This window comes from Pseudomonas sp. MS15a(2019), assembly GCF_013277805.1.
GTDB classification, from domain to species: domain Bacteria; phylum Pseudomonadota; class Gammaproteobacteria; order Pseudomonadales; family Pseudomonadaceae; genus Chryseomonas; species Chryseomonas benzopyrenica.
The window spans coordinates 46,344-69,474 of record NZ_VBTN01000001.1; the positions used below are offsets into that span (position 1 = coordinate 46,344).

At 65.5% G+C, this 23,131-nt stretch carries 16 protein-coding genes; 10 read left to right on the forward strand and 6 right to left on the reverse strand.

Annotated features, from left to right (window positions below; genetic code table 11):
• Positions 1 to 18: 18 nt before the first annotated feature.
• The gene (locus tag FEZ61_RS00230; RefSeq protein ID WP_173146696.1) at positions 19 to 4,866 is read left to right on the forward strand and encodes an NAD-glutamate dehydrogenase; all 4,848 of its coding nucleotides are present in this window, start codon (positions 19 to 21) and stop codon (positions 4,864 to 4,866) included.
• Between the two features lie 105 nt (positions 4,867 to 4,971).
• Here FEZ61_RS00230 and FEZ61_RS00235 read toward each other — a convergent pair whose 3' ends face one another.
• Entirely contained in the window at positions 4,972 to 5,997 is a 1,026-nt protein-coding gene (locus FEZ61_RS00235; protein WP_173146698.1) for an alpha/beta hydrolase, read from the reverse strand.
• 214 nt (positions 5,998 to 6,211) lie between these two features.
• On the opposite strand from FEZ61_RS00235, the gene FEZ61_RS00240 reads away from it, so the two are divergent.
• The 4 genes from FEZ61_RS00240 (at position 6,212) to FEZ61_RS00255 (ending at position 12,042) form a co-directional block, all read left to right on the forward strand.
• Positions 6,212 to 8,461 carry an ATP-binding protein gene (locus FEZ61_RS00240; RefSeq protein WP_017638933.1) on the forward strand — a complete coding sequence of 750 codons (2,250 nt, stop codon included), beginning with the start codon at positions 6,212 to 6,214 and terminating at the stop codon, positions 8,459 to 8,461.
• Positions 8,462 to 8,469: 8 nt separating this feature from the next.
• Positions 8,470 to 8,931, forward strand: a complete 462-nt coding sequence (locus tag FEZ61_RS00245; protein WP_017638932.1) for a response regulator — start codon at positions 8,470 to 8,472, stop codon at positions 8,929 to 8,931.
• A 102-nt stretch (positions 8,932 to 9,033) separates the two neighbouring features.
• On the forward strand, positions 9,034 to 11,445 hold the full coding sequence (locus tag FEZ61_RS00250) for a response regulator (RefSeq protein WP_173146700.1): 2,412 nt from the start codon (positions 9,034 to 9,036) through the stop codon (positions 11,443 to 11,445).
• A 27-nt stretch (positions 11,446 to 11,472) separates the two neighbouring features.
• On the forward strand, positions 11,473 to 12,042 hold the full coding sequence (locus FEZ61_RS00255; RefSeq protein WP_026083593.1) for a biliverdin-producing heme oxygenase: 570 nt from the start codon (positions 11,473 to 11,475) through the stop codon (positions 12,040 to 12,042).
• 7 nt (positions 12,043 to 12,049) lie between these two features.
• On the opposite strand, the gene FEZ61_RS00260 is transcribed toward FEZ61_RS00255, so the two are convergent.
• Complete coding sequence (locus FEZ61_RS00260) at positions 12,050 to 12,925, reverse strand: hypothetical protein (protein ID WP_017638929.1); 876 nt, start codon at positions 12,923 to 12,925, stop codon at positions 12,050 to 12,052.
• Positions 12,926 to 13,110: 185 nt separating this feature from the next.
• Between FEZ61_RS00260 and FEZ61_RS00265 the strand changes: the two genes are divergently transcribed.
• Complete coding sequence (locus tag FEZ61_RS00265) at positions 13,111 to 14,130, forward strand: quinone-dependent dihydroorotate dehydrogenase (RefSeq protein ID WP_017638928.1); 1,020 nt, start codon at positions 13,111 to 13,113, stop codon at positions 14,128 to 14,130.
• Between the two features lie 120 nt (positions 14,131 to 14,250).
• On the opposite strand, the gene rmf is transcribed toward FEZ61_RS00265, so the two are convergent.
• Positions 14,251 to 14,466 (reverse strand): ribosome modulation factor, encoded by a 216-nt coding sequence (gene rmf / locus FEZ61_RS00270; protein ID WP_081594565.1) that lies wholly within the window; start codon positions 14,464 to 14,466, stop codon positions 14,251 to 14,253.
• A 318-nt stretch (positions 14,467 to 14,784) separates the two neighbouring features.
• On the opposite strand from rmf, the gene rlmKL reads away from it, so the two are divergent.
• Together rlmKL and FEZ61_RS00280 are read left to right on the forward strand one after the other, a co-directional pair.
• The gene (gene rlmKL, locus FEZ61_RS00275) at positions 14,785 to 16,956 is read left to right on the forward strand and encodes a bifunctional 23S rRNA (guanine(2069)-N(7))-methyltransferase RlmK/23S rRNA (guanine(2445)-N(2))-methyltransferase RlmL (RefSeq protein ID WP_173146702.1); all 2,172 of its coding nucleotides are present in this window, start codon (positions 14,785 to 14,787) and stop codon (positions 16,954 to 16,956) included.
• 167 nt (positions 16,957 to 17,123) lie between these two features.
• Positions 17,124 to 18,158: an acyltransferase gene (locus tag FEZ61_RS00280; protein ID WP_017638926.1), complete on the forward strand. Its 1,035-nt coding sequence runs from the start codon at positions 17,124 to 17,126 to the stop codon at positions 18,156 to 18,158.
• Here the strand turns inward: FEZ61_RS00280 and FEZ61_RS00285 are convergent.
• Both FEZ61_RS00285 and FEZ61_RS00290 read right to left on the reverse strand, forming a co-directional pair.
• Positions 18,152 to 19,210 (reverse strand): oxidoreductase, encoded by a 1,059-nt coding sequence (locus FEZ61_RS00285; RefSeq protein WP_017638925.1) that lies wholly within the window; start codon positions 19,208 to 19,210, stop codon positions 18,152 to 18,154. The two genes, FEZ61_RS00280 and FEZ61_RS00285, sit on opposite strands and share 7 nt — an antisense overlap.
• A gap of 82 nt (positions 19,211 to 19,292) precedes the next feature.
• Entirely contained in the window at positions 19,293 to 19,730 is a 438-nt protein-coding gene (locus tag FEZ61_RS00290; protein WP_017638924.1) for an HPF/RaiA family ribosome-associated protein, read from the reverse strand.
• A gap of 223 nt (positions 19,731 to 19,953) precedes the next feature.
• On the opposite strand from FEZ61_RS00290, the gene FEZ61_RS00295 reads away from it, so the two are divergent.
• Positions 19,954 to 21,018: a diguanylate cyclase gene (locus FEZ61_RS00295; RefSeq protein ID WP_017638923.1), complete on the forward strand. Its 1,065-nt coding sequence runs from the start codon at positions 19,954 to 19,956 to the stop codon at positions 21,016 to 21,018.
• Positions 21,015 to 21,485 carry a Cys-tRNA(Pro) deacylase gene (gene ybaK / locus FEZ61_RS00300; protein ID WP_017638922.1) on the forward strand — a complete coding sequence of 157 codons (471 nt, stop codon included), beginning with the start codon at positions 21,015 to 21,017 and terminating at the stop codon, positions 21,483 to 21,485. The genes FEZ61_RS00295 and ybaK overlap by 4 nt, the downstream gene beginning before the upstream one ends.
• A gap of 144 nt (positions 21,486 to 21,629) precedes the next feature.
• Here the strand turns inward: ybaK and xylB are convergent, their stop codons facing one another.
• Entirely contained in the window at positions 21,630 to 23,126 is a 1,497-nt protein-coding gene (gene xylB, locus FEZ61_RS00305) for a xylulokinase (protein WP_173146704.1), read from the reverse strand.
• Positions 23,127 to 23,131 lie beyond the last annotated feature (5 nt).

Genomic DNA, 23,131 nt, shown 5'->3' on the forward strand with positions numbered 1-23,131 from the left:
TCAGGACGGAGTACGGTTATGGCGTTTTTCACCGCTGCCAGCCAAGCGGATTTCCAACAACAACTCAAGAATGCCCTCGCGGCCCATGTCGAAGGGGATACCCTCGAACAGCTGGATCGCTTCACCGCCCAGTTCTTCGGCATCGTCCCGCTGGAAGAACTCACCCAACGTCGGTTGTCCGATCTGGTCGGCTGCGTGCTGTCGGCCTGGCGCCTGCTGGACGTCTTCGATCCGGCCGAGCCGCGGGTGCAGGTCTTCAATCCGGATTACGAGCGACACGGCTGGCAATCGAGCCACACCGTGGTCGAGGTACTGCACGCCGATTCGCCGTTCCTGGTGGACTCGGTGCGCATGGAACTCAATCGACAGGGCTACAGCGTCCATACCCTGCAGAACAGCGTTCTCAGCGTCCGTCGAGATGCCCAGGGTCGTCTGCTCGAGCTGCTGCCCAAGGGCCAGCAGGGCGAAGGAGTGACCCGCGAAGCCCTGATGTTCCTCGAGATCGACCGCTGCGCGGCAACCAGCGAGTTGCGCGCCTTGGAGGCAGCGCTGCAGGAGATCCTCGGCGAGGTCCGCCTGACCGTGGGTGACTTCGCCGCCATGAAGGCCAAGGTCGGCGACCTGCTGACCTGGCTGGATCGGCGTCCGGCGGGCGTGGAGGAGGGGGAGCTGGCCGAGGTCAAGGCCTTCCTCGACTGGCTGCGCAACGACAGATTCACCTTCCTCGGCTACGAGGAATTCACCGTCGAAGGCGATGGCGAGACCGCGGTGCAACGCTATGTGCCCGACTCCCTGCTGGGGCTGTCGCGGCGTCTGCGCGGCCGTCCCGAGACGGCCGAGATCAGCCTGTCCGGTGATCCGCTGCGTTACCTGCGCGAGCCGGTGCTACTGTCCTTTGCCAAGGCGGCCGACCCGAGCCGGGTGCATCGTCCGGCCTACCCCGATTTCGTCTCCCTGCGCGAGGTGGACGCCAATGGCCGGGTGGTGCGCGAGCATCGCTTCATGGGCCTCTACACCTCCAGCGTCTACAACGACAGCGTGCGCGAGATTCCCTACATCCGCCGCAAGGTCGACGAGGTGCGCCGCCGCGCCGATTTCGACAGCAGCGCCCACTTGGGCAAGGAACTGGCCCAGGTGCTCGAAGGCCTGCCGCGGGACGATCTGTTCCAGACCCCGGTGGACGATCTCTTCAGCACCGCCATGGCCATCGTGCAGATCCAGGAACGCAGCAAGGTGCGCGTCTTCCTGCGTCGCGATCCCTATGGCCAGTTCTTCTATTGCCTGGCCTATGTGCCGCGCGACATCTACTCCACCGAAGTCCGCCAGCGCATGCAGCAGATCCTCATGGATCGCCTGCACGGCACCGACTGCGAATTCTGGACCTTCTTCTCCGAATCCGTGCTGGCGCGGGTGCAGTTCATCCTGCGCGTCGATCCCCTGCAGCCCCAGGATGTCGATCCGGCGCGCCTGGAGCAGGAGATGGTGCAGGCCTGCCGCAGCTGGAAGGACGATTTCGCCAGCCTGATGGTGGATAGCTTCGGCGAAGCCCAGGGCACCTCCATCCTGGCCGATTACCCGCTGGGTTTCCCGGCCGGCTACCGCGAGCGCTTCGCGCCGCACCTGGCCGTGGTGGACATGCGGCACCTGCTGGCCCTGAAGGACGATCGCCGTCTGGCCATGGGCTTCTACCAGCCGCTGACCCAGACCGGCGACAACATTCTGCACTGCAAGCTCTACCACGCCGACACGCCCCTGGCGCTGTCGGACGTCTTGCCGATCCTGGAAAATCTCGGCCTGCGCGTGCTCGGCGAATTCCCCTACGAGCTGCGTCATCGCAATGGCCGCCGCTACTGGATTCATGACTTCGCCTTCACCACCGTGGCCGGCCTCGAGCTGGATCTGCAGCAACTCAACGACACCTTCCAGGATGCCTTCGTCCAGGTGGTGGAAGGCCAGGCGGAAAACGACAGCTTCAATCGCCTGGTGTTGACTGCCGGGCTGCCCTGGCGCGACGTCGCGGTGCTGCGCGCCTATGCGCGCTATCTCAAGCAGATTCGCATCGGCTTCGACATCGGCTACATCGCCGCCACCCTCAACGCCCATGTCGATATCGCCCGGGAACTGGTGCGGCTGTTCCGCATGAAGTTCTATCTGGCGCGGCGCATGACCAGCGAAGACCTGGACGACAAGCAGCAGCGGCTGGAGCAGGCCATCCTCAGCGCCCTCGACGACGTCGCGGTGCTCAACGAAGACCGCATCCTGCGGCGCTATCTGGACCTGATCAAGGCGACCCTGAGAACCAACGTGTTCCAGACCGATGCCGCCGGCAAGCCCAAGGCCTACTTCAGCTTCAAGCTCGATCCCAAGGCCATTCCCGAGTTGCCGCGCCCGGTGCCGCGCTACGAGATCTTCGTCTACAGCCCACGCGTGGAAGGGGTGCACCTCCGCTTCGGCAACGTCGCCCGTGGCGGCCTGCGCTGGTCGGATCGCGAGGAAGACTACCGCACCGAGGTGCTGGGCCTGGTCAAGGCGCAGCAGGTCAAGAATTCGGTGATCGTGCCCGTGGGCGCCAAGGGTGGCTTCGTGCCGCGCCGGCTACCCACCGGTGGCTCCCGTGACGAGATCCAGGCCGAGGCCATCGCCTGCTACCGCATCTTCATCAGCGGTCTGCTGGACATCACCGACAATCTCAAGGATGGCGAGGTGGTGCCGCCGGCCGCGGTGGTGCGCTACGACGGCGACGATCCCTATCTGGTGGTGGCGGCCGACAAGGGCACCGCGACCTTCTCCGACATCGCCAACGGCATCGCCCAGGACTACGGTTTCTGGCTCGACGACGCCTTCGCCTCCGGTGGTTCGGCGGGCTATGACCACAAGAAGATGGGCATCACCTCGCGGGGTGCCTGGGTCAGCGTGCAGCGTCACTTCCGTGAGCGCGGCATCGATGTCCAGACCGATCCGGTCACCGTGGTGGGCATCGGCGACATGGCCGGCGACGTCTTCGGCAACGGCCTGCTGCGTTCGCGCAGCCTGGAGCTGGTGGCGGCCTTCAACCACCTGCACATCTTCATCGATCCCAACCCGGACGCCGAGCGCAGCTATGTCGAGCGCGAGCGGCTGTTCAACCTGCCGCGGTCGAGCTGGACCGACTATGACGCCAGCCTGATCTCCCAGGGCGGTGGCATTTTCCCGCGCAGTGCCAAGCGCATCGCCATCAGCCCCGAGATGAAGGCGCGCTTCGACCTGACCGCCGATCACCTGACGCCCAACGAGCTGATCAACGCCCTGCTCAAGGCGCCGGTGGACCTGATCTGGAATGGCGGCATCGGCACCTACGTCAAGGCCAGCTTCGAAACCCACGCCGATATCGGCGACAAGGCCAACGACGGTCTGCGCGTGGACGGTTGCGACCTGCGTGCCAAGGTGATCGGCGAGGGTGGCAACCTGGGCATGAGCCAGCTGGCGCGGGTGGAATTCGGCCTGCACGGCGGCGCCTGCAACACCGACTTCATCGACAATGCCGGGGGCGTGGACTGCTCCGACCACGAGGTCAACATCAAGATCCTGCTGGGCGATGTGGTCTCCGCCGGCGACATGACCGTCAAGCAGCGCAATACGCTGATGGGCGAGATGACCGACGAGGTCGGCGAGCTGGTGGTCGCCAACAACTACATGCAGACCGGGGCCCTGTCCCTGGCGGAGCATCGCGCGCGGACCCACCTGGCCGAGTACCAACGGCTGATCGTGGATCTCGAAGGGCGCGGCAAGCTGGATCGTACCCTCGAATTCCTGCCCAGCGATGAGGTGCTCGCCGAACGCGCGGCCAAGGAACAGGGGCTGACCCGGGCCGAGCTGTCGGTGCTGATTTCCTACAGCAAGATCGACCTCAAGGAACAGTTGCTAGCCTCTTCGGTGCCGGATGATGAGTACCTCGCCCGCGACATGCAGGGCGCCTTCCCGCAACGCCTGACCGAGCAATTTCCCGAGGCCATGGCGCGCCACCGCCTCAAGCGCGAGATCGTCGCCAACCAGATCGCCAACGACCTGATCAACCACATGGGCATCACCTTCGTGCAGCGCCTGTGCGAATCCACCGGCATGAGCGCGGCCGATGTCGCCCGGGCCTATGTGGTGATGCGCGACGTGCTGCACCTGCCGCACTGGTGGCGTCAGGTGGAAGCCCTGGATCATCAGGTGCCGGCTGACCTGCAGCTGCGTCTGATGAGCGAACTGATGCGCCTGGGGCGCCGGGCCACCCGCTGGTTCCTGCGCAGCCATCGCAACGGCCTGGATGCCGGGGCCGTGGCGGCCTTCTTCGGGCCACGCATCGCCGCCCTGGGGGTACGCCTGGATGAACTGCTGCAGGGCGAACCGCGCCAGGACTGGGAAGAGCGCTTCCGCGCCTATACCGAAGCGGGCGTACCCGAGCTGCTGGCGCGCGTGGTCGCCGGGACCAACCACATCTATACGCTGCTGCCGGTGATCCAGGCGGCGGAGGTCACTGCCCAGGATCCGCTGGCGGTGGCGGCCACCTGGTTCGCGGCGGGCGATGTGCTGGATCTGGCCTGGTATCAGCAGCAACTCAACCAGCTGCCGGTGGCCAATGCCTGGCAGGCCCTGGCCCGCGAGGCGTTCCGCGACGAGGTGGATGTGCAGCAGCGCACCATCACCGTCGCCATGCTCAATCTGAGCGAGGCGCCGAGCGATCCGGAAGCCCGGTTGTCACTGTGGCTGGAACGCCATCGGGCGGCGGTGGAGCGCTGGCGGGGCCTGCTGGTGGATCTGCGCAATGCCAGCGGCCAGGACTATGCGATGTACAGCGTCGCCAGTCGTGAACTGGCGGATCTGGCCAGCAGCAGCGTCTGAGGCGACGGGTACCCGCGACTGGATTTCGCGGGCGCCCTGATCCGACAGCGCCATGAAAAGGCGGCGTACCGCGGGTGCGCCGCCTTTTTTACCGGCGGAAGCGGGTCAGGGTTTGGGCGGCGCCGAGGGAGCCTTGAGGGTACTCAGCCCTTGCAGCAGTGCCTGGTGAAAGCGTTCCGGCGCCTGCATCTGGGGCGCATGGCCCAGATCCTCGAATTCCACCAGGGTCGCCTGGGGGATACGCCGCGCCGCCGCCTTGCCCAATTCGGGATAGCGACCCAACTGTGCCTTGAGCTCGGCTGGCGCGGCATCCTTGCCGATGGCCGTGGTGTCGCGCTGGCCGATCAGCAGCAGGGTGGGCATGCGCAATCGCGCGAATTCATAGACCACCGGCTGGCTGTAGATCATGTCGTAGATCAGTGCCGAGTTCCACGCCACCCGCTCCTTGCCCGGCCCGTTGTTGAGACCCGCGAGCATGTCGACCCAGCGGTCGTAGTCCGGCGACCACTGGCCGGCGTAATAGGTGCTGCGCTCGTAGTCGCGGATGCCATCGGCGGAGGTCTTGAGTTCCCGGGCGTACCACTGGTCGACGCTGCGATAGGGAACGCCCAGGGCCTTCCAGTCCTCCAGGCCGATGGGGTTGACCAGTACCAGCTGTTCGGTGGCCTCGGGATAGAGCAGTGCATAGCGGGTCGCCAGCATGCCGCCGGTCGAGTGACCGATCAGCGTCGCCCGGGCGATGCCCAGGTGGTCGAGCAGGGCGCGGGTATTGGCGGCCAGTTGCTGGAAGCTGTACTGATAGTGCGCCGGCTTGCTGGATTTGCAGAAACCGATCTGATCCGGGGTCACGATCCGATAGCCGGCAGCGCTCAGCACCTGGAGGCTCTGTGCCCAGGTACCGGCACAGAAGTTCTTGCCGTGCAGCAGGACCAGGGTCCGGCCGTTCGGTTTTCCGCTCGGCGCGACATCGAGATAGGCCATCTCCAACGCTTGGCGCTGAGAGTCGAAGCTGAAGGTCTTGACCGGAAAGTCGTAGTCGAAGCCTTCGAGACGTTCGCCATAGACGGACTGCGCCTGAGTGAGTGGGCTCAGCAACAGAGTGGCCAGGGGGAGGGCGAGGCGCAGGGACATGGATGGATTCCTGGGGCTAAACCAGGTCCGACCAGACGCCAGGGGTGAAGATTCCGGCTTGCCCCGGACGGGCTATCGCCTTTTGAGCAGGTGGTCAGGGTGGGTGCCGTTTCGCTTCGCCTCCCGCCCAGGGTCTGGTAGTCTGGACGATTCTTGATTCCCTTTTTGCGCACCTCTTTCCTGCGTTTCTCCCCGATCACACGAGGTTCCCGGTTTGGCGCTCGAGTCACCCTCCAAGACGCAGCCCGATGCTCTGGCCGATTGTGCCAATGAGCCGATCCACATTCCCGGCAGTATCCAGGAACATGGCTTCCTGTTCGCCGTGGAAGAGCCGGATCTGCGCATCGTGCAGGCCAGCGCCAATGTGCTCGAGTACCTCGGGATCGCCGTGGAGGAGGTGCTGGGACGCACCCTGGGCGAATTGCTGCCGGATCGGGATCTGCCCGCGATGCTCGGCGCCCTGGCCCAGGAAGAGCAGAATCCCATCTATCAGGGTGACGTGACCCTGGGACCGCGACAGCAGACCTTCGCCCTGTTCATGCATCGTTTCGGCGGGGTGCTGATCGTCGAGTTCGAGGCGCCGGTAGACAGTCGACTCGGCCTCAATACCCTCTATCCCATGGTGCGGGTATTCATCGAGCAACTGCATCAGGCGGAAACCGTCGACGCCATCGCCACGCTCGCCGTGCGCGAAGCCAAGCGTATCTCCGGTTTCGATCACACCATGATCTATCGCTTCGACGACGACGGTCATGGTCAGGTCCTGGCCGAGGAGTGCGCGCCAGGGGTACCCACCTACCTGGGGCTGAGATTCCCCGCCTCGGACATTCCGGCCCAGGCCCGGCGCCTGTACCTGGCCAACCGTATTCGGGTGATCGGCAATGCCTGCTATCAGCCCTCGCCGCTGCAGCCGCCGATCAATCCATCGACCGGGCAACCGCTGGATCTCAGCTTCGCGCAGCTGCGCAGCGTGTCACCGGTGCATCTGCAGTACATGAGAAACATGGGCACCCTGGCATCCATGTCCATCTCCATCGTGGTCGGCGACCGCCTCTGGGGGCTGGTGCTCTGCCATGATCGTCAGCCCCAGCGGGTGTCGTTCCAGACGCGTACCGCCTGCGAGCTGTTCGGCCGGGTGCTGTCGCTGCAGATCGATGCGGCCGAGACCCACGCGGAATCCGACCGCCGTCTGGCCCTGCGCCAATCCATGGTGCAGATGCTGTCGGCCATGGCCGACCGCGACAGTGTCTGCCAGGGGCTGCTGGAACTGCCGCAGGTCTATCTGGATTTCGCCCGGGCCCAGGGTGCCGCCATCATCTCCTCCGACGGTACCGAGCTGATCGGTCAGGTGCCGCCGCGCGAGGTGGTGGACAGCCTGGTCGAATGGCTGTCGGTCAACGTCAAGGATCATTACGTCACCGATAACGTGGCCAAGGACATCGCCGAGCTGCCCGAGCTCGCCGGGTATGCCGCCGGAGTCCTCGCCGTACCCATTTCCGAACTGCATTCCCACTACCTGATCTGGTTCCGCAGCGAGCTGGTCCAGGTGGTCAACTGGGCGGGGCGCCCGACCAAGCAGGAAGGCAGCGATGGGCGCCTGTCGCCGCGACAGAGCTTTGCGCTGTGGCAGGAGACGGTACGTGGTCTGTCGCTGCCCTGGTCCCCCCTGGAGTTGGAAAGCGCCATCGAACTGCGCAACGCGGTGCGCGGGATCGTCCTGCGCAAGGCCGAAGAAATGGCCGAGCTGGCCGAAGAGCTGCAACGCAGCAACAAGGAGCTGGCGGCCTTCTCCTACAGCGTCTCCCACGATCTGCGTGCGCCGTTGCGCCATATCGCCGGCTATGCCGAGCTGCTGGGCGACATCGAAGGCGGCAAGTTGTCGGATCGCGGTCGGCGCTTCCTGGAGAACATTGGCTCCTCGGCGCGCTTCGCCGGCAGCCTGGTCGACAATCTGCTGAGTTTTTCGCAGATGGGCCGGGCCGCTATTCGCTATTCCGACGTCAACCTCACGGCCTTGGTGGAAGCCATCCGTGAAGAAATGGCGCCGGACTATGAAGAGCGTCAGGTGGAGTGGCACATCGGCCCCCTGCCGGTGGTCATCGCCGACGCCGCCTTTGTCCATCTCGCCTTGCGCAATCTGCTGGCCAATGCCATCAAATACAGTCGCTACGAAGACCCCGCGGTGATCGAGATCGGCACCTTGCCGAGCGATTCCGAGGACATCGTCTTTGTCCGGGACAACGGCGTCGGCTTCAACATGGATTACGTGGGCAAGCTGTTCGGCGTCTTCCAGCGCCTGCACCACGCCGACGAATTCGAAGGGGTCGGCATCGGCCTGGCCAGCGTCAGACGCATCATCGAACGCCATGACGGTCGTGTCTGGGCAGAGGGCGCCATCGGCGAGGGCGCTACCTTCTATTTCGCCCTTCCCAAACAACGACCGTCGCCGGTACACAAAAGGTAGTTCTGTTCATGCTCAAACCCATTGTGCTGGTCGAAGACAATCCGCACGATCTGGAGCTCACTCTGGTAGCTCTGGAGCGCAGCCAGCTGGCCAACGATGTCGTGGTGCTCCGCGACGGCGCCGAGGCGGTGAACTATCTGCTGCGGCGAGAGCCTCATGCTGACCGGGAGCCTGGTAATCCGGCGGTGATGCTACTGGATCTCAAGCTGCCCAAGGTCGATGGCCTCGAGGTGCTCGAACTGGTGCGCGGTACCCCCGAATTGTGCAGCATCCCCGTGGTCATGCTGACGTCGTCACGCGAAGAACCTGATCTCGAGAAGGCGTACGAACTGGGCGTGAACGCTTACGTGGTCAAACCGGTCGAGTTTCGTGATTTCGTCGCCGCGATCAGTGATCTCGGCGTATTCTGGGCTGTGCTCAATGAGCCGCCCCCAGGATCGCGACGTGTCACCAGGCGGACTGGCCGCTAGCGAGTGAGCAAGCTCAGTTCATCCGTATCCAGTTATCCGCGACAGGCAGACATGCGCGAACCGGTTCCCCTGAGCGAACAGATTCAAGGCCGACGCCCGTTTATGCCTCTCTCGAAACAGATCAAGATCCTGCTGGTAGAAGACAGCAAGCTCGATGCCGAGCTGATTCTGATCGAGCTGGAAAGACATGGATTCGAGCTGCAATCCAAGATCGTCTATGAGCGTACCGGTCTCACCCTGGCCTTGAGCCAGCAGACCTACGACATCATCCTCTCCGACATCATCCTGCCAGGCTTCTCGGGTGCCGAGGCCTTGCGGGTGGCGCGAGCGCTGGCTCCGGAAACGCCCTTCATCTTCGTCTCGGGCATCTTCGGTGAAGTGCACGCCGTGGAAATGATGCGCCTAGGGGCCAACGACTATGTGCTCAAGCAGAGCATGGAGCTCTTGGCCAAGGCCGTCGAGCGAGCGCTGCTGGTGGTGCACGAGCGCCGCGAGCGGCGTCGGGCCGAAGAAGCCCTGCACAGTCTCGAGGTCAGATCGCGCCTGGCCATGGACGCCTCGCGACTGGGCATGTGGGAATACCTGCCCGCCAGCCGTACCCTGGTCTGGGACGAACGCTGCAAGGCCATGTTCGGCCTGCCAGCCGATGCGGTGGTCGATCTCGAGGTGTTCGCACGGCTGTGCGGCAGCGACGGCCTCGAACGCTTTCTCGACACGGTCCGCCAGGCGGGTGCCGACGAGCGCGACGACGACAACCGCAGCGAGTACCGCATCCGTCTGGACAACGGCGCCCAGCGCTGGGTCGAGACCCGTGGCCAGCCCTTTTTCGAAAGCGGCGTCTGCACCCGCTTCCTGGGGGTGATGCTCGACATCACCCAGCAGCGCGATGCCGCGGAAAAGCTCGAGCGGCTCAACGTCAGTCTCGGCGAACGCGTCGAAGAACGTACCCGCGAGCGTGATCGGACCTGGGATCTCACCCGCGATCTGCTGCTGGTGTGCAAGCCGGATGGCACCCTGGTGGCGCTCAACCCGGCCTGGGAAGAGAATCTCGGCTGGTCCCGCGTGGAGCTGCTCGATTCCTCGCTGCTGACGCTGGTGCATCCCGACGAACGCTTCATCACCGACAACGAACTCAAGCAGCTGGCCAATGGCGCGACCAGCCAGCGCTTCGTCAACCGTATCCGTCACCGCGACGGCAGCTATCGCTGGATTTCCTGGACGGCGGTGCCGGATGCGGGCATGACCTATTGCTCGGGTCGCGACATCTCCTCGGAAGTCCTGGCGATGGAAGAGCTGGCCGCGGCGAATCGCCAATTGCGCGAGCAGATCGACGAGCGCGAGCGGGTGGAGGCGACCCTGCAGCAGATGCAGCGGCTGGAGGCCGTGGGCCAGCTCACCGCGGGCGTGGCCCATGACTTCAACAATCTGCTCACCGTGGTGCTCAGCAGCGCCAGCTTCCTCGAGCGCGACCTGACGCGCCTGGCGGCCAGCGACAAGATCCAGGGGCGGGTGCAGAACATCCGCGAAGCGGGCGAGCGGGGCGCCAAGCTCACCGCCCAGCTGCTGGCCTTCTCCCGCCGCCAGCGCCTGGCGCCCAAACCGGTCAAGCTCAACGAAACCGTCGAGGGCATGCTCGAACTGCTGCGCAGCACCATGGGTGGCAGTGTCTGGATCGAGACCCATCTGCGCGCCGATTGCTGGCATGCGCTGGTTGATCCGACCCAGATCGAGCTCATCATCCTCAACCTGGCGATCAATGCCCGGGATGCCATGGCGGTCGGCGGTACCCTGCGCCTGAGCACCTCCAACCAGACCATCAGCGAGCCGCCTCAACGTCCCGAAGAACCCGAACCCGGTGAGTACGTACTGCTGGCGGTGCAGGATTCCGGCACCGGCATGAGCGAAGAGGTGCTGGCCAAGGCCTTCGAACCCTTCTTCACCACCAAGGAGGTGGGCAAGGGCTCCGGTCTGGGCCTGGCCCAGGTGTTCGGCTTCGCCAAGCAGTCCGGTGGCGGTGTGCGCATCGAGACGCAGATGGGCAGCGGTACCACGGTGCTGGTCTATCTGCCCCGTACCGAGGCGGAGGATGCCCTGGATCCGATCGGGCTGCCCGCCATGGATCGTGACGAACAGGCCGCCGAACGCCGCATTCTGCTGGTCGACGACGATCACGCGGTACGCAACGTGACCGCCGCCCTGTTGGCTGATCTCGGCTATCAGGTGGTGGAAGCCAGCAACGGCTTCGCGGCGTTGAGCGCGCTGGAGCGTGATCCGCAGATCGATCTGTTGCTGGCGGACTTCGCCATGCCCGGCATGAACGGTGCCGAACTGGCCCGTCAGGTGCGCAAGCGGCTGCCACAGTTGCCGGTGGTCTTCATCACCGGCTACGCCGAACTGGGCGAGCTCGATCCGGAACAATCATTCATCGTACCCAAGCCCTTTCGCGAAGCGGACCTGGCAGCACGGCTGCAGGCAGCCCTGCGCGGCGAGAAGCCCCAGCCTTCGCCCCTCTGAAGGCCGCCGTCACCATGAGGTATTTGCGTGTCCACCATCCGTGAAATGTTGCGCGCCGAGGGCGGTGCCCTGCACGAGCAGGTCGATGCGACCTTCGGCCGCTATGCACTGCAGACCCGGCCCCATTACACCGCCTTTCTGCAGGCCCATGCCCAGGCGCTGATCGGCCTCGAAGCGCTCCTGGAGCGCTCCGGCATCCAGCGTCTGCTGCCCGATTGGGCCGAGCGTCGCCGTACCGAAGTGCTGGGGGAAGATCTGCAGCAACTGGCCGCCGCCCCGCCCGAACCCGTCGCCCTCGAGCGTCTGCTCGATGAGGGTGAGTGCTGGGGGGTGGCCTATGTGCTGGAGGGATCTCGGCTGGGATCGCGGTTGCTGGATCGCCATGCCGGCGAGAGTCCCGATGAGGCGGTACGCGATGCCCGGGCCTATCTGGGCCACGTACCCCCCCAGGGCGCCTGGCCGGGATTTCTGCAGCGCCTGGACGAGGCCGGCCGCGATGCGCGTTTGCACCCGGCGATGCTGGCCGGCCAGCGGCTGGCCTTCGAGGTCTTCCTGGCGGCGGGGCAGCGTCACGCGCCTGCGGTCATCGCCTGCTGAGCGATCGCTAGAGCGCCTGCAGGTAGCCGATCACCTCGGCCGCGCCGAGGCGTTCGAGAATCTCGGCGAGGACCCGGGTGCTCGCCACCTCGTTGGGCAGTAGCAGCCATTCCAGATCCTGGCCCGGTGCGGGCAGCGGCAGGCGCGCATAGTCGAGCTTCAGCCCCAGCAGCACCTGGATGAAATCCGGGTGGTTCCAGACCGCGTTGGGCAGGGCATAGAGGGCAAAGGCCTCTTGCAGGCGGTCGATGGCCGCCGGGTCCAGGCGCAGACGCTGGATCTGCGCCGGCACCTCCACGGCGATGCCGCGAATCCGGGCATAGGCGATGATGCTGGCAAAGGCGAGCGTGGTGGCTGGGTCGTTTTCCAGGAATAGCCGAGTACCCCGCCAGCTGGCCTGGCGCAGACGCAGAGTCTGTTCCGCGGACAGATTCGGCAGGGTGCGATAGAGCGCCGCCTGAAAATCCCGATAGCCGATGATCCGCACCTGCTCGCGCGCCGCGGGCAGGGCGGCCAGCTCCTCCAGCTGCACCACTGTCGCGGGTGTGCTGTCGCCTAGACGCTGGCAGAGTCCATCGATGGCGCGCAGGTCGAGAGCGGCGACCTGAACGGTTTCAGCCACCACCAGTTGACTCAGTAGGGCATGGGCCCGGCTCTTGATCTCCTGGGTCGGGCCGGACAGGGCGGCGCGTGGCAGGCCGAGGAGCAGATGCAGCGGATGGCCTTCATCCCACCAAAGGCTGTCGGTTGGCGCGGGCAAGGGGACGAAGGCGTCGGCCAGCCGCTCCAGGCAGCGCTGGATGCGGCGGCTGGCCAGGGAAGGATGCAGATGCAAGGCCAATGAAGACCAGGGGCTGCCCAGGAGGTTGGCACTGTTGCTCATGGGATCTCCAGGGCGGATAGGAACTGCACGGCCGATTCTAGCGTGGCAAAGACCGCGCTATCGTCAAATGATTCCCGAAAGGTAGGATCTTTTGTGCAAGTGACCGTTCGAGTCCGGCGCGAGCGACGTATGGCCGCTGGCAAGCCTGTATAATGCGCGTTTTCCGAATTGCCTGTGAGTCCGCCATGTACGACGCGCTCCGTCCTCTGCTTTTCAAAATGTCTCCTGAAGGATCGCACGATCTGGCGCTGGACCTGATCGGTGCCGCCGGTCGTCTGGGCCTGACCGGTCTCGGACGGCGGCCGGGTCGGCTGCCGGTCCAGGTCATGGGTCTGGAGTTTCCCAATCCGGTGGGCCTGGCCGCCGGACTCGACAAGAACGGCGCCGCCATCGATGGCTTCGCCGGCCTGGGTTTCGGCTTCGTCGAGATCGGCACCGTGACGCCACGGCCGCAGCCGGGCAATCCCAAGCCGCGGTTGTTCCGTCTCGAACAGGCCGACGCCATCATCAACCGCATGGGTTTCAATAATGCGGGTGTCGACGCCCTGATCGAGCGGGTCAAGGCGGCGCGCTTCCAGGGTGTGTTGGGGATCAACATCGGCAAGAACGCCAGTACCCCGGTGGAGCGGGCGGTGGACGACTACCTGATCGGCCTGGACCGGGTCTACGCCCATGCCAGCTACATCACGGTGAACGTGAGCTCGCCCAACACGCCCGGCCTGCGCAGTCTGCAATTCGGTGATGCGCTCAAGAGCCTGCTGGAAGCCCTGCGCCAGCGCCAGGAAGACCTGGCGGTCCAGCATGGCCGGCGGGTGCCCATCGCCATCAAGATCGCCCCGGACATGACCGATGAGGAAATCGTGCTGACCGCCCAGGCGATCCGCGATGCCGGGATGGACGCCATCATCGCCACCAACACCACCCTGGGGCGCGAAGGGGTGGAGAATCTGCCCTATGCCGCCGAGGCTGGTGGCCTGTCGGGCGCTCCGGTGCGGGAAAAGAGCACCCATGTGGTACGGGTCTTGGCGGGCGAACTGGGTGGCCGGCTGCCGATCATCGCGGCGGGCGGGATCCTGTCGGGGGAAGATGCGGCGGAAAAGATCGCCGCAGGGGCCAGTCTGGTGCAGCTCTACAGCGGCTTCATCTATCGCGGACCGGCGTTGATCCGCGAAGCCGTGGACGCGATCGCGGCAGCACGCCGCTGAGGGATAGGGGGCTCGCTGGGAGCCCCCGTGGGACCGGGTCCCTGATCCTGGGAAGGGATCTGACTGGAACAAAACCAGAACGCTGGTGGAAGCCCTCGGGCTTCCGCTAGTGAAATCGAATTAGCCTACGGCTTGAAGTTGATTCACGCGTTGAAGACCGGCGGTGCCTACGTAGCCGTCCCATTGGTCGCTACGGCCCTCACGCCAGCCATTGAGCCAGGCCTGCCGGACGGCGTCCTGGGTGAAGGGGCAGAGGTCCCGCGATTTGCCCACAATGCCGTGCTGATAACCACGCTGGAAAGCTCGTTCCATTGGATCACGCTTGAGTCTTCTCATAGGGTAGTGCCCTCGTAGGTTGACTTGCAGATTGTCCATGGCCCGTTGCAGGCCTGGATGCCAGAGCCGGCGTCCTGACATCCGCCCCGCACCTTCGCGCTGCGGGTGGTCAATTACTAACCAATGAGACCCTGGCTGGGAACGACCTTTTAGCTATAAGACGTAATCAAATCGAAATGAAATGGCGATAAACCGCCGCTGGAATGCCGTCACTGCGGCTTGTTGAGACGCAGTCAAACTTTCACGGGAGGCGCTGTCCTTACCGGTCAATCCGACCAAAGGCAGAGAAGCGCCTTTCGCTAACCTATGGATTCAACGATGTCCGCGATGCAACAACTCATCCTCACCTGTCCCAAGGGGCTCGAGACCCTGCTGCTGGAAGAGGCCCAGGGCCTCGGCCTGCAGGAAGCCCGTAGCCAGACCGCGGCGGTGCGCGGCGAGGCGAGTCTCGCGGACGCCTACCGCCTCTGCCTCTGGTCGCGCCTGGCCAACCGGGTGCTGCTGGTGCTGGCCCGCTTCCCGGTGGAAGACCCCCAGGGGCTGTACCTGGGTGTGCATGGCGTGGAGTGGGAAGAGCACCTGGCGCCCAACGGCACCCTGGCGGTGGGCTTCAGCGGCCAGGGCGCGGGCATCGACAACACCCATTTCGGCGCCCTCAAGGTCAAGGACGCCATCGTCGACCGCCTGCGTGAACGCACCGGGCAACGACCCACGGTCGACAAGGTCGCCCCGGACCTGCGCGTCCATCTGCACCTGGAGCGGGGTCAGGCCATCCTGTCGCTGGATCTCTCCGGCCAGAGCCTGCACCAGCGCGGCTATCGCCTGCAGCAGGGGGCGGCGCCGCTCAAGGAAAATCTGGCGGCCGCGGTGCTGATCCGTGCCGGCTGGCCGGCCCTGGCCGCGGCGGGCGGGGCCTTGGCCGACCCCATGTGTGGGGTGGGTACCTTCCTGGTCGAGGCCGGGCTGATGGCGGCGGACATCGCGCCCAACCTGCGCCGCGAGCGCTGGGGCTTTTCCGCCTGGCTGGGCCATGTGCCCGCGCTCTGGCAGCAGCTGCATCAGGACGCCGAAGCGCGGGCGGCGGCTGGCCTGGCCAAGACACCGGCCTGGATCCGCGGTTACGAAGCCGATCCCCGACTGATCCAGCCGGCGCGCAACAACATCGAGCGCGCCGGTCTGTCCGAGTGGATCAAGGTCTACCAGGGCGAGGTGGCCAACTTCGAGCCGCGGCCGGACAAGGGCCAGACCGGTCTGGTGATCTGCAACCCGCCCTATGGCGAGCGCCTGGGCGATGAAGCCAGTCTGCTGTATCTCTACCAGAATCTCGGCGAGCGGTTGCGCCAGGCCTGCCTGGGCTGGCGCGCGGGGGTCTTTACCGGTGCGCCCGAACTGGGCAAGCGCATGGGGATCCGCAGTCACAAGCAGTACGCCTTCTGGAACGGCGCCTTGCCCTGCAAGCTGCTGATGTTCGAGGTGGAGACCCGCCAGTTCGTCACCGGCAGCCGCAGCGGCGAGCGCTCGGCCATCGATCAGGCGGCGGAACCGGCCAAGCTCAGCGAAGGCGGGCAGATGTTCGCCAATCGCCTGCAGAAGAATCTCAAGCAGCTCGGCAAGTGGGCGCGCAACCAGGGCGTGCAGTGCTATCGCCTCTATGACGCCGACATGCCCGAGTACGCGGTGGCCGTGGATCTCTATGGTGACCGGGTGCACGTGCAGGAGTATGCACCGCCCCGTTCCATCGATCCGGACAAGGCCCAGGCGCGCCTGCTCGATGCCCTGGCCGCCATTCCCCAGGCTCTGAACATCGATCCGGCGCGGGTGGTGGTCAAGCGGCGCGAGCGGCAGAGCGGCACCAAGCAGTACGAGCGTCAGGCGGCCCAGGGTGAATTCCTGCAGGTGGAGGAGGCGGGTGCCAAACTGCTGGTGAATCTCACCGACTACCTGGATACCGGTCTGTTCCTCGACCATCGCCCGCTGCGCCTACGCCTGCGTCAGGAAGCCCAGGGCAAGCGCTTCCTCAACCTGTTCTGCTACACCGGCGCCGCCACGGTGCAGGCCGCGGTGGGCGGAGCGCGCAGCACCACCAGCGTCGATCTCTCGCGAACTTACCTGGACTGGGCTCGACGCAACCTGGCGCTCAACGGCTTTTCCGAGCGACACCGCCTGGAGCAGGGCGATGTCCTGCACTGGCTGGAAAACGATCGCGGCGAATACGATCTGATCTTCGTCGATCCGCCGACCTTCTCCAATTCCAAGCGTCTGGAAGGCGTGTTCGACGTCCAGCGCGATCACGTCGCCCTGATCGACTCCGCCATGGCCCATCTGAGTCGCAATGGCGTGCTGTACTTCTCCAACAACTTCCGCAAGTTCGAGTTGGATGCAGGCCTCGCCGAGCGTTATCGCGTCGAGGAGATCAGCGCCAGCACCCTGGATCCGGATTTCGCGCGCAATCCCAAGATCCACCGCGCCTGGCGTCTCAGCCTGCAATGAGACCCGCCGCCTGAACTGCCGCTGAACGGGTCGAGCATTGATCCGTTCAGCCTGTGATCCGGCGCAATCCCGCCTTTTCCCGGGAACACCCGACCTGCCCATGCCGTCCACAATGACGGCGCGGCGCTGGGTCGTGCCTGGCGGGACGAGGAGGGAAAGGTTCTACAATGCTGGTTTCACTGCAGGCTCTCAGGGCCCTGGCCGCCTGGCTGGTGGTCTTTCATCACTTCATGCAGGTGTTCTTCGACTTCCACGCCGACAGCCTCGGCGGCCATCTGCTCTCCACCCGGGGACAGGTCGGGGTCGATATCTTCTTCGTACTCAGCGGCTTCGTGATCTACCTGTCCACCGCCGGCCGATCGCTCAGGCGCAGCACCTTCCTCTGGCACCGCATCGCCCGTATCGTCCCGGCCTATTGGCTGTACACCGCGGTGACGGCGCTGATCCTCTATCTGGCCAGCGACGTGATGCCGGTCTACGGGATCGCCGCACGGGAACTACTACTCTCGCTGTTCTTCATTCCCAGCGAGAACCCGGCGGGCTTCGGCCATTATCCGATCCTGCCGGTGGGCTGGACGCTCAACTTCGAGATGCTGTTCTACCTGCTGTTTGCCCTGTCCTTTGGCGTGGCCGAGCGCTGGCGCATCGGCGTGGTCAGTCTGCTGGTGATCCTCGTCAGCCTGGTGCTGGCCCGCGAGTCCTTCGTCAGCAGTTTCTATCGCAATCCGATCATCTTCGAGTTCCTGCTAGGCGTGAGCCTGGCGGCGCTCTATCGGCGCGGCGCCCTGCGCGGCTCCAAGCCGCTGGCCCTGACGGCTGCTCTGGCGGCACTGGTCTGTCTGGTGGCCTTTCCGGCGGACCATCCCTGGCGGCTGCTGACCTGGGGCGTGCCCAGCGCGGTCCTGGTGGGCGCCTGCGTGATCCTCGAACCCTGGTTCGCCGGCTCACGCCTGTGCAAGGCACTGGGGGACTGGTCCTATTCGGTCTACCTGGTGCACGTCATCGTGCTCTGGCTGGGCGACTACTGGCTGCACCAGCAGTGGGGGCTGAGCCCCTACCAGACCCTGGCGGTCTGCCTGCCGGTGATCCTGCTGCTGGCCTGGGGCAGCTACGAGTGGATCGAGCGGCGTCTCTCGCGCACCCTGCGCCAGTTGGGCGAACGCCTGGCGGGACGGCGTCCGCAGTGGGTGGCCAGTCAGTAGGCGGTGCGTTCGGGTGCGGTCAGTTCGGGTTCCAGGGCCCGGCCTTCCGCCGCGGAGCGTTGCGCGGTCTCCAGCAAGGCCATGAGGGCGCAGGCCTGAGCGGGTGATACGGGATTGGCCGCACGCCCGGCAAGGGCCTCGACCAGCGCCAGGTAATAGCGCCGATGATCGCCAGCAGGCGTGGGCAGCGCCCGGCGCGCGCGATCGGCGCCGATTAGCCAACCTGGATCGGGATCCTGACCCCACTCGGGTCCACCCGGACGAACGCCTGCCTTGAGGGCATCTTCCTGGCGATCCGCGCCTGTCTTGATCCAGCTGCCGTCAGTGCCCTGGGCAAGGAAACGGGGTACGCCACCGGCGGCCAGCATGCCGGCTCTCAGGGTCACCTGGCGGGCGCCGTAGTCCAGTTGCACCTGGAACCAGTCATCGGTAAGGGCGCCGGGTCGTTGCCGCACCAGATTTGCCTGCAGGCGCCGCGGCAGACCGAACAGGCAGAGTGCCTGATCCAGGAGGTGGGGGCCCAGGTCGAACCAGAGGCCACTGCCGGGCAGATCCGCCTCTCGCCAGCGGTTTCGCACCTCGGGACGAAAGCGTTCGATCCGGGACTCCAGGCTGGTCAATTCACCCAGAGCTCCACTGGCGAGTACCTCCTGCAATCCGAGGAAATCACTGTCCCAGCGCCGATTCTGGAACACCGACAGCAACCGTTCGGCCTGGTCGGCTTCCTGGGACAGCTGCCGCGCTTCGGCGAGGGTGACGGTAAAGGGCTTGTCGACCACCACGTGCTTGCCCGCCGCCAAAGCGGCGCTGGCGAGGGGCGCATGGGTCTGGTTGGGGGAGGCGATGACCACTAGGTCGATGGCCGGATCCTGCACGGCGGCCAGGTAATCCGCCGTCACCCGGACCTCGGGCAGATCGGCGTGCACTCGCTCGGCGTCCCGCGAGGCCACCAGTTCCAGGGTGAGGCCGGGGATGGAGCGCAGCAGCGGGCCGTGGAAGGTTTGACCGACGAAGCCATAGCCGATCAGGGCGACGCGAAAGGGGGAGGGCATGGAGCATCCTTTTTGCCGGGGTGGAAAAGACCGGGGCCGCTCGATGAGCGGCCCCGGTTGTAGGCTGAAGCCAGAGGTTGCCTTACTTCAACTCGTGATCGTGAGCCAGTTGCTCCCGTTCAAGGAATTCGTCCTGCCGCAAGGAATCCTTGAACTCTTCGGAATCCTCCAGGGCAAGGGGGTCATTGAGTTCGCCGCCGGAAAGGCGCTTCTTCTCCAATTTGCCAGACAGGTGGGTGATGGCTCGCAGCAACTTGTCCGCTGCGCCATCCACTGCCAGGTCGAGGGACTCGGCCTTGTGGGTGACCGAGAGGGGTTGATGGCCCTTGATGCGCGCTTCCATTTGGCAGCGCTTGTCCTGGGCACCGGACTTGCCGGCGTTTTCGTCGTTGAGGTGCACCTCGACGCGGGTCAGGAGTTCGTCGAAACGATCCAGGCGATCTTCCACCACGGATGTCACCCAATTCTGCAAACCGGCGCTGCCTTCGATGTTGTGGTCACTGTTGACTTGAACTTGCATGCGGCTTCCTCTTTTTGACGGGCCTGACCATTGGATGAGGCCGGTCAGGCCGAGGTTCAAGGCTGTTCGTCTGGTGCTCGTGTCACCCGATGTTTCCTTCTGGCAGTGTCTAGGCGCGTCGTAGCTATCGGTAAACGACGTTCAGGTCGCGGGTCGCTGGCGTTTTGCCCTCATCCACTGATAATGCGCGACCTTTCATCGTCCGTCGCAGTGGGGATCGCCAATGCCAGATGCGCTCACGCGTGGCCACAGTTTCGCCCGGCGGCTTTGGCTGCCCCGGGCGGTTGGCCTGTTGCTCAGCCTGAGCTGCATCGTCTCGGTCCAGATCACCCAGCCGGTATCCGTCGGCCTGTGGATCCTGCTGCTGGCCAATGCGCTGCTGTGGTCGCCGCTGGCCTATCTGCGCGCCGTCCGCGCCCGGGATCCCTATCGCGCCGAGTTGAGCAACCTGTTGCTGGATTGTGGCTCGGCGGGCTTCTGGGTGGCGAGCATGGGCTTCAACCTTCTGCCCAGCGTGACCCTGCTCGCCATGACCAGCCTCAACATGCTGGGCGCCGGTGGCCTGGTGTTTTGGCGCCGCGGCCTGCTCGCGCAGCTGGCCGGCATCCTCATCGGCTTGGTCGTGCTGCGCCACCCGGTCGCCATCCAGACCTCGACGGCGCAGATCTATGCCTGCCTGCCGATGATCGTCGCCTACCCCTGGGCCCTGGGCCTGGTGAGCTTTCGCCTGGCGCAGCAGCTGTCGCGGCGCAAGCAGGAGCTGGAGCTGATCAGCAAGCAGGATGGCATGACCGGTCTGCACAACAGAACGCACTGGGATCAGCTGCTGCAGCGTGAGTTCGCCCGCTGCAAGCGCAGTGGCGCCGAGGCCAGCCTGGTGATGATCGACCTGGACAACTTCAAGCTGGTCAACGATCGCTTCGGCCACCAGGCCGGTGACGAGATGCTGCGCCAGTTTTCCGGTCTGCTGGCGCGCACCATCCGCACCAGTGATCTCGCTGGTCGTTTCGGCGGCGATGAATTCGGTATCCTCTTACCCGACACCTCGCCCGAGCGAGCCCTGGATCTGATTCGCCGCCTGCAGGAGCGCCTCCACGAGATGCAGGCGGGCAGCCCTGGCGATCGCCAAAACGTCCGCGTCGGCATGAGCTGCGGCGTCGCCGGATTCGACCGGGCCTACGATGACGTTGCCCACTGGCTGCAGGCCGCCGACTTCGCCCTCTACCGGGCCAAGGCGCAGGGCCGCGGGCGGGCCGAGGTGGCCGATCCCCAAGGAGTGCTGGCATGACCCCGGCGATAGAACTGCTCAAGAAAAGCCAGGTGCCCCACGAGGTGCTGAGCTACCACCATGATCCCAAGGCCGCCTCCTACGGCCTGGAGGCCGCGGAAAAGCTCGGGCTGGCGCCGGCGACGGTGTTCAAGACCCTGCTGGCGGCGAGCGAGAAGCAGGAGTTGCTGGTGGCCATCGTGCCGGTCGCCGGGACCCTGGATCTCAAGGCCTTGGCCCAGGCGGCCGGGGTGAAGAAGCTGGAGATGGCCAAGCCCGACCAGGCCCAGCGCAGCACTGGTTACCTAGTGGGTGGCATCAGTCCGCTGGGGCAGAAGAAGCGGCTGCGCACCTTCATCGACGAGTCCGCCGCGGAGCTGCCGAGCATCCATGTCAGTGCGGGGCGCCGCGGACTGGAAGTGGCCCTGGCACCGACGGACCTCGCCCGGCTGCTGGATGCGCCCTTCGTGCCGATCGGCAAGGCCTGAGACGTAGGTTGGTGCTGAGCGCAGCGAAGCCCAACGATGTAAAGGTACGGCTGTGTTTTGTTGGGCTTCGCGGTGCTCAGCCCAACCTACGGCTGAGTCTCCATGGGGTGAAAACCGCCTGGCGTTTTCCACCCCCTCCGCTCGCTAGGCTACCCCGTAGCTGTCACGTAATTGCTGCCGATAGCGCTGGTAGGCCGCTTCGTACTCGGCGACCCGGGCGGGATCCGGTTCGGCGCGGCTGGCCGGGTCCAGGTGCACGCAGCGCTCGGTAAGGCTGTCCAACGACTCCGGGCGGCCCTGTTCCCGACTCCAGCACCATGCGGCCTGCAGGGCGCCGCCCAGGGCGGCGGCTTCGCCGTGGACCGGGCAGACCACCGGGGTGTTCATCAGATCGGCGATCAGTTGCCGCCACACCGGGCTCTTGGCACCCCCGCCGATGAGTCTCAGGGTGTCACCAGGCATGCCCAGGTCGCGCAGCAGATCGAAGCCATATCTCAGGGCGAAGCTGACCCCCTCGACCACCGCCCGGCACAGGTTGGCGCGGGTCAGGTTGGTGGCGGTGAGGCCGTGCAGGCTGGCGGTCGCCGTCGGTAGCGCCGGTACCCGTTCGCCATTGAGGAAGGGCAGCATCAGCACCCCCTCGGCCCCGATGGGCGATTCCGCCACCAGACGGGTGAATTCGGCCAGATCCAGGCCGAGCAGTTCGCGGATCTGGCCGCTGGCATTGGTCAGGTTCATGGTGCAGATCAGCGGCAGCCAGCCGCCGTTGGACGAGCAGAAGCCCGCCACCGCCGGATGATCGCTGATACGTGGTTCGTCGGAGTAGCCATAGAGGGTGCCCGAGGTACCTAGGCTCAGGGTGATCTGGCCGGCACGGCTGTTGCCGGTGCCCAGCGCGCCCATCATGTTGTCGCCGCCGCCGCTGGAGACTAGCGCCTGGGGATTGATGCCCAGCTGGCTGGCGACCTCCGGCCGTAGGCGACCGACCGGCTGGTCGGCCTCGATCAGCTCCGGCAGGGCACGTTCCAGGCGACCGCTGGGGTCGATATGGCGCAGCAGTTCCAGGTCGTATTGGCGCGTTCGTACGTTGAAATAGCCGGTGCCCGAGGCATCGCCGTACTCCGCCACGGCGCGACCGGTCAGCCAGAAGTTCAGGTAATCGTGGGGCAGCAGCACCCGGGCGATCTGGTCGAACACCTCCGGGTGCTGCTCCTGGGTCCAGAGCAGCTTGGAGACGGTATAGCCCGGCGCGATGGCCAGGCCCAGGCGCTCGATGGAGCCTGCCGCGCCGCCGAGATGCTCCAGCAGACGCTGGTTTTCCGGGGTGGACTCGGTGTCGCACCAGAGCTTGGCCGGACGCAGCACCTTGCCGCTGTCGTCGAGCAGCACCAGACCATGCTGCTGGCCCGAGACGCCAACACCGAGGATGTCCTGGCCATCGCTGCCGGCCTGGGCCAGGGCGGCGCGGGTAGCCGCTACCAGTGCCCTGATCCAGTCCGCCGGATTCTGCTCGCGACGGCCATTGGCGCCCTCGGTCAGGGGGTGAGGCGCATTGCCTTCACCCAGTACCACGCCGCGCTCGACATCCAGGATCACCGCCTTGGTGCCCTGGGTACCGCAGTCGATCCCGAGAAACTTCATGCCTG

Coding starts and splice junctions, on each gene's coding strand:
- FEZ61_RS00230 (WP_173146696.1), top strand. CDS start 19: ATGGCGTTTTTCACCGCTGCCAGCCAAGCGGATTTCCAACAACAACTC.
- FEZ61_RS00235 (WP_173146698.1), bottom strand. CDS start 5,997: ATGTCCCTGCGCCTCGCCCTCCCCCTGGCCACTCTGTTGCTGAGCCCA.
- FEZ61_RS00245 (WP_017638932.1), top strand. CDS start 8,470: ATGCTCAAACCCATTGTGCTGGTCGAAGACAATCCGCACGATCTGGAG.
- FEZ61_RS00250 (WP_173146700.1), top strand. CDS start 9,034: ATGCCTCTCTCGAAACAGATCAAGATCCTGCTGGTAGAAGACAGCAAG.
- FEZ61_RS00260 (WP_017638929.1), bottom strand. CDS start 12,925: ATGAGCAACAGTGCCAACCTCCTGGGCAGCCCCTGGTCTTCATTGGCC.
- FEZ61_RS00265 (WP_017638928.1), top strand. CDS start 13,111: ATGTACGACGCGCTCCGTCCTCTGCTTTTCAAAATGTCTCCTGAAGGA.
- rmf (WP_081594565.1), bottom strand. CDS start 14,466: ATGAGAAGACTCAAGCGTGATCCAATGGAACGAGCTTTCCAGCGTGGT.
- rlmKL (WP_173146702.1), top strand. CDS start 14,785: ATGTCCGCGATGCAACAACTCATCCTCACCTGTCCCAAGGGGCTCGAG.
- FEZ61_RS00280 (WP_017638926.1), top strand. CDS start 17,124: ATGCTGGTTTCACTGCAGGCTCTCAGGGCCCTGGCCGCCTGGCTGGTG.
- FEZ61_RS00285 (WP_017638925.1), bottom strand. CDS start 19,210: ATGCCCTCCCCCTTTCGCGTCGCCCTGATCGGCTATGGCTTCGTCGGT.
- FEZ61_RS00290 (WP_017638924.1), bottom strand. CDS start 19,730: ATGCAAGTTCAAGTCAACAGTGACCACAACATCGAAGGCAGCGCCGGT.
- FEZ61_RS00295 (WP_017638923.1), top strand. CDS start 19,954: ATGCCAGATGCGCTCACGCGTGGCCACAGTTTCGCCCGGCGGCTTTGG.
- ybaK (WP_017638922.1), top strand. CDS start 21,015: ATGACCCCGGCGATAGAACTGCTCAAGAAAAGCCAGGTGCCCCACGAG.
- xylB (WP_173146704.1), bottom strand. CDS start 23,126: ATGAAGTTTCTCGGGATCGACTGCGGTACCCAGGGCACCAAGGCGGTG.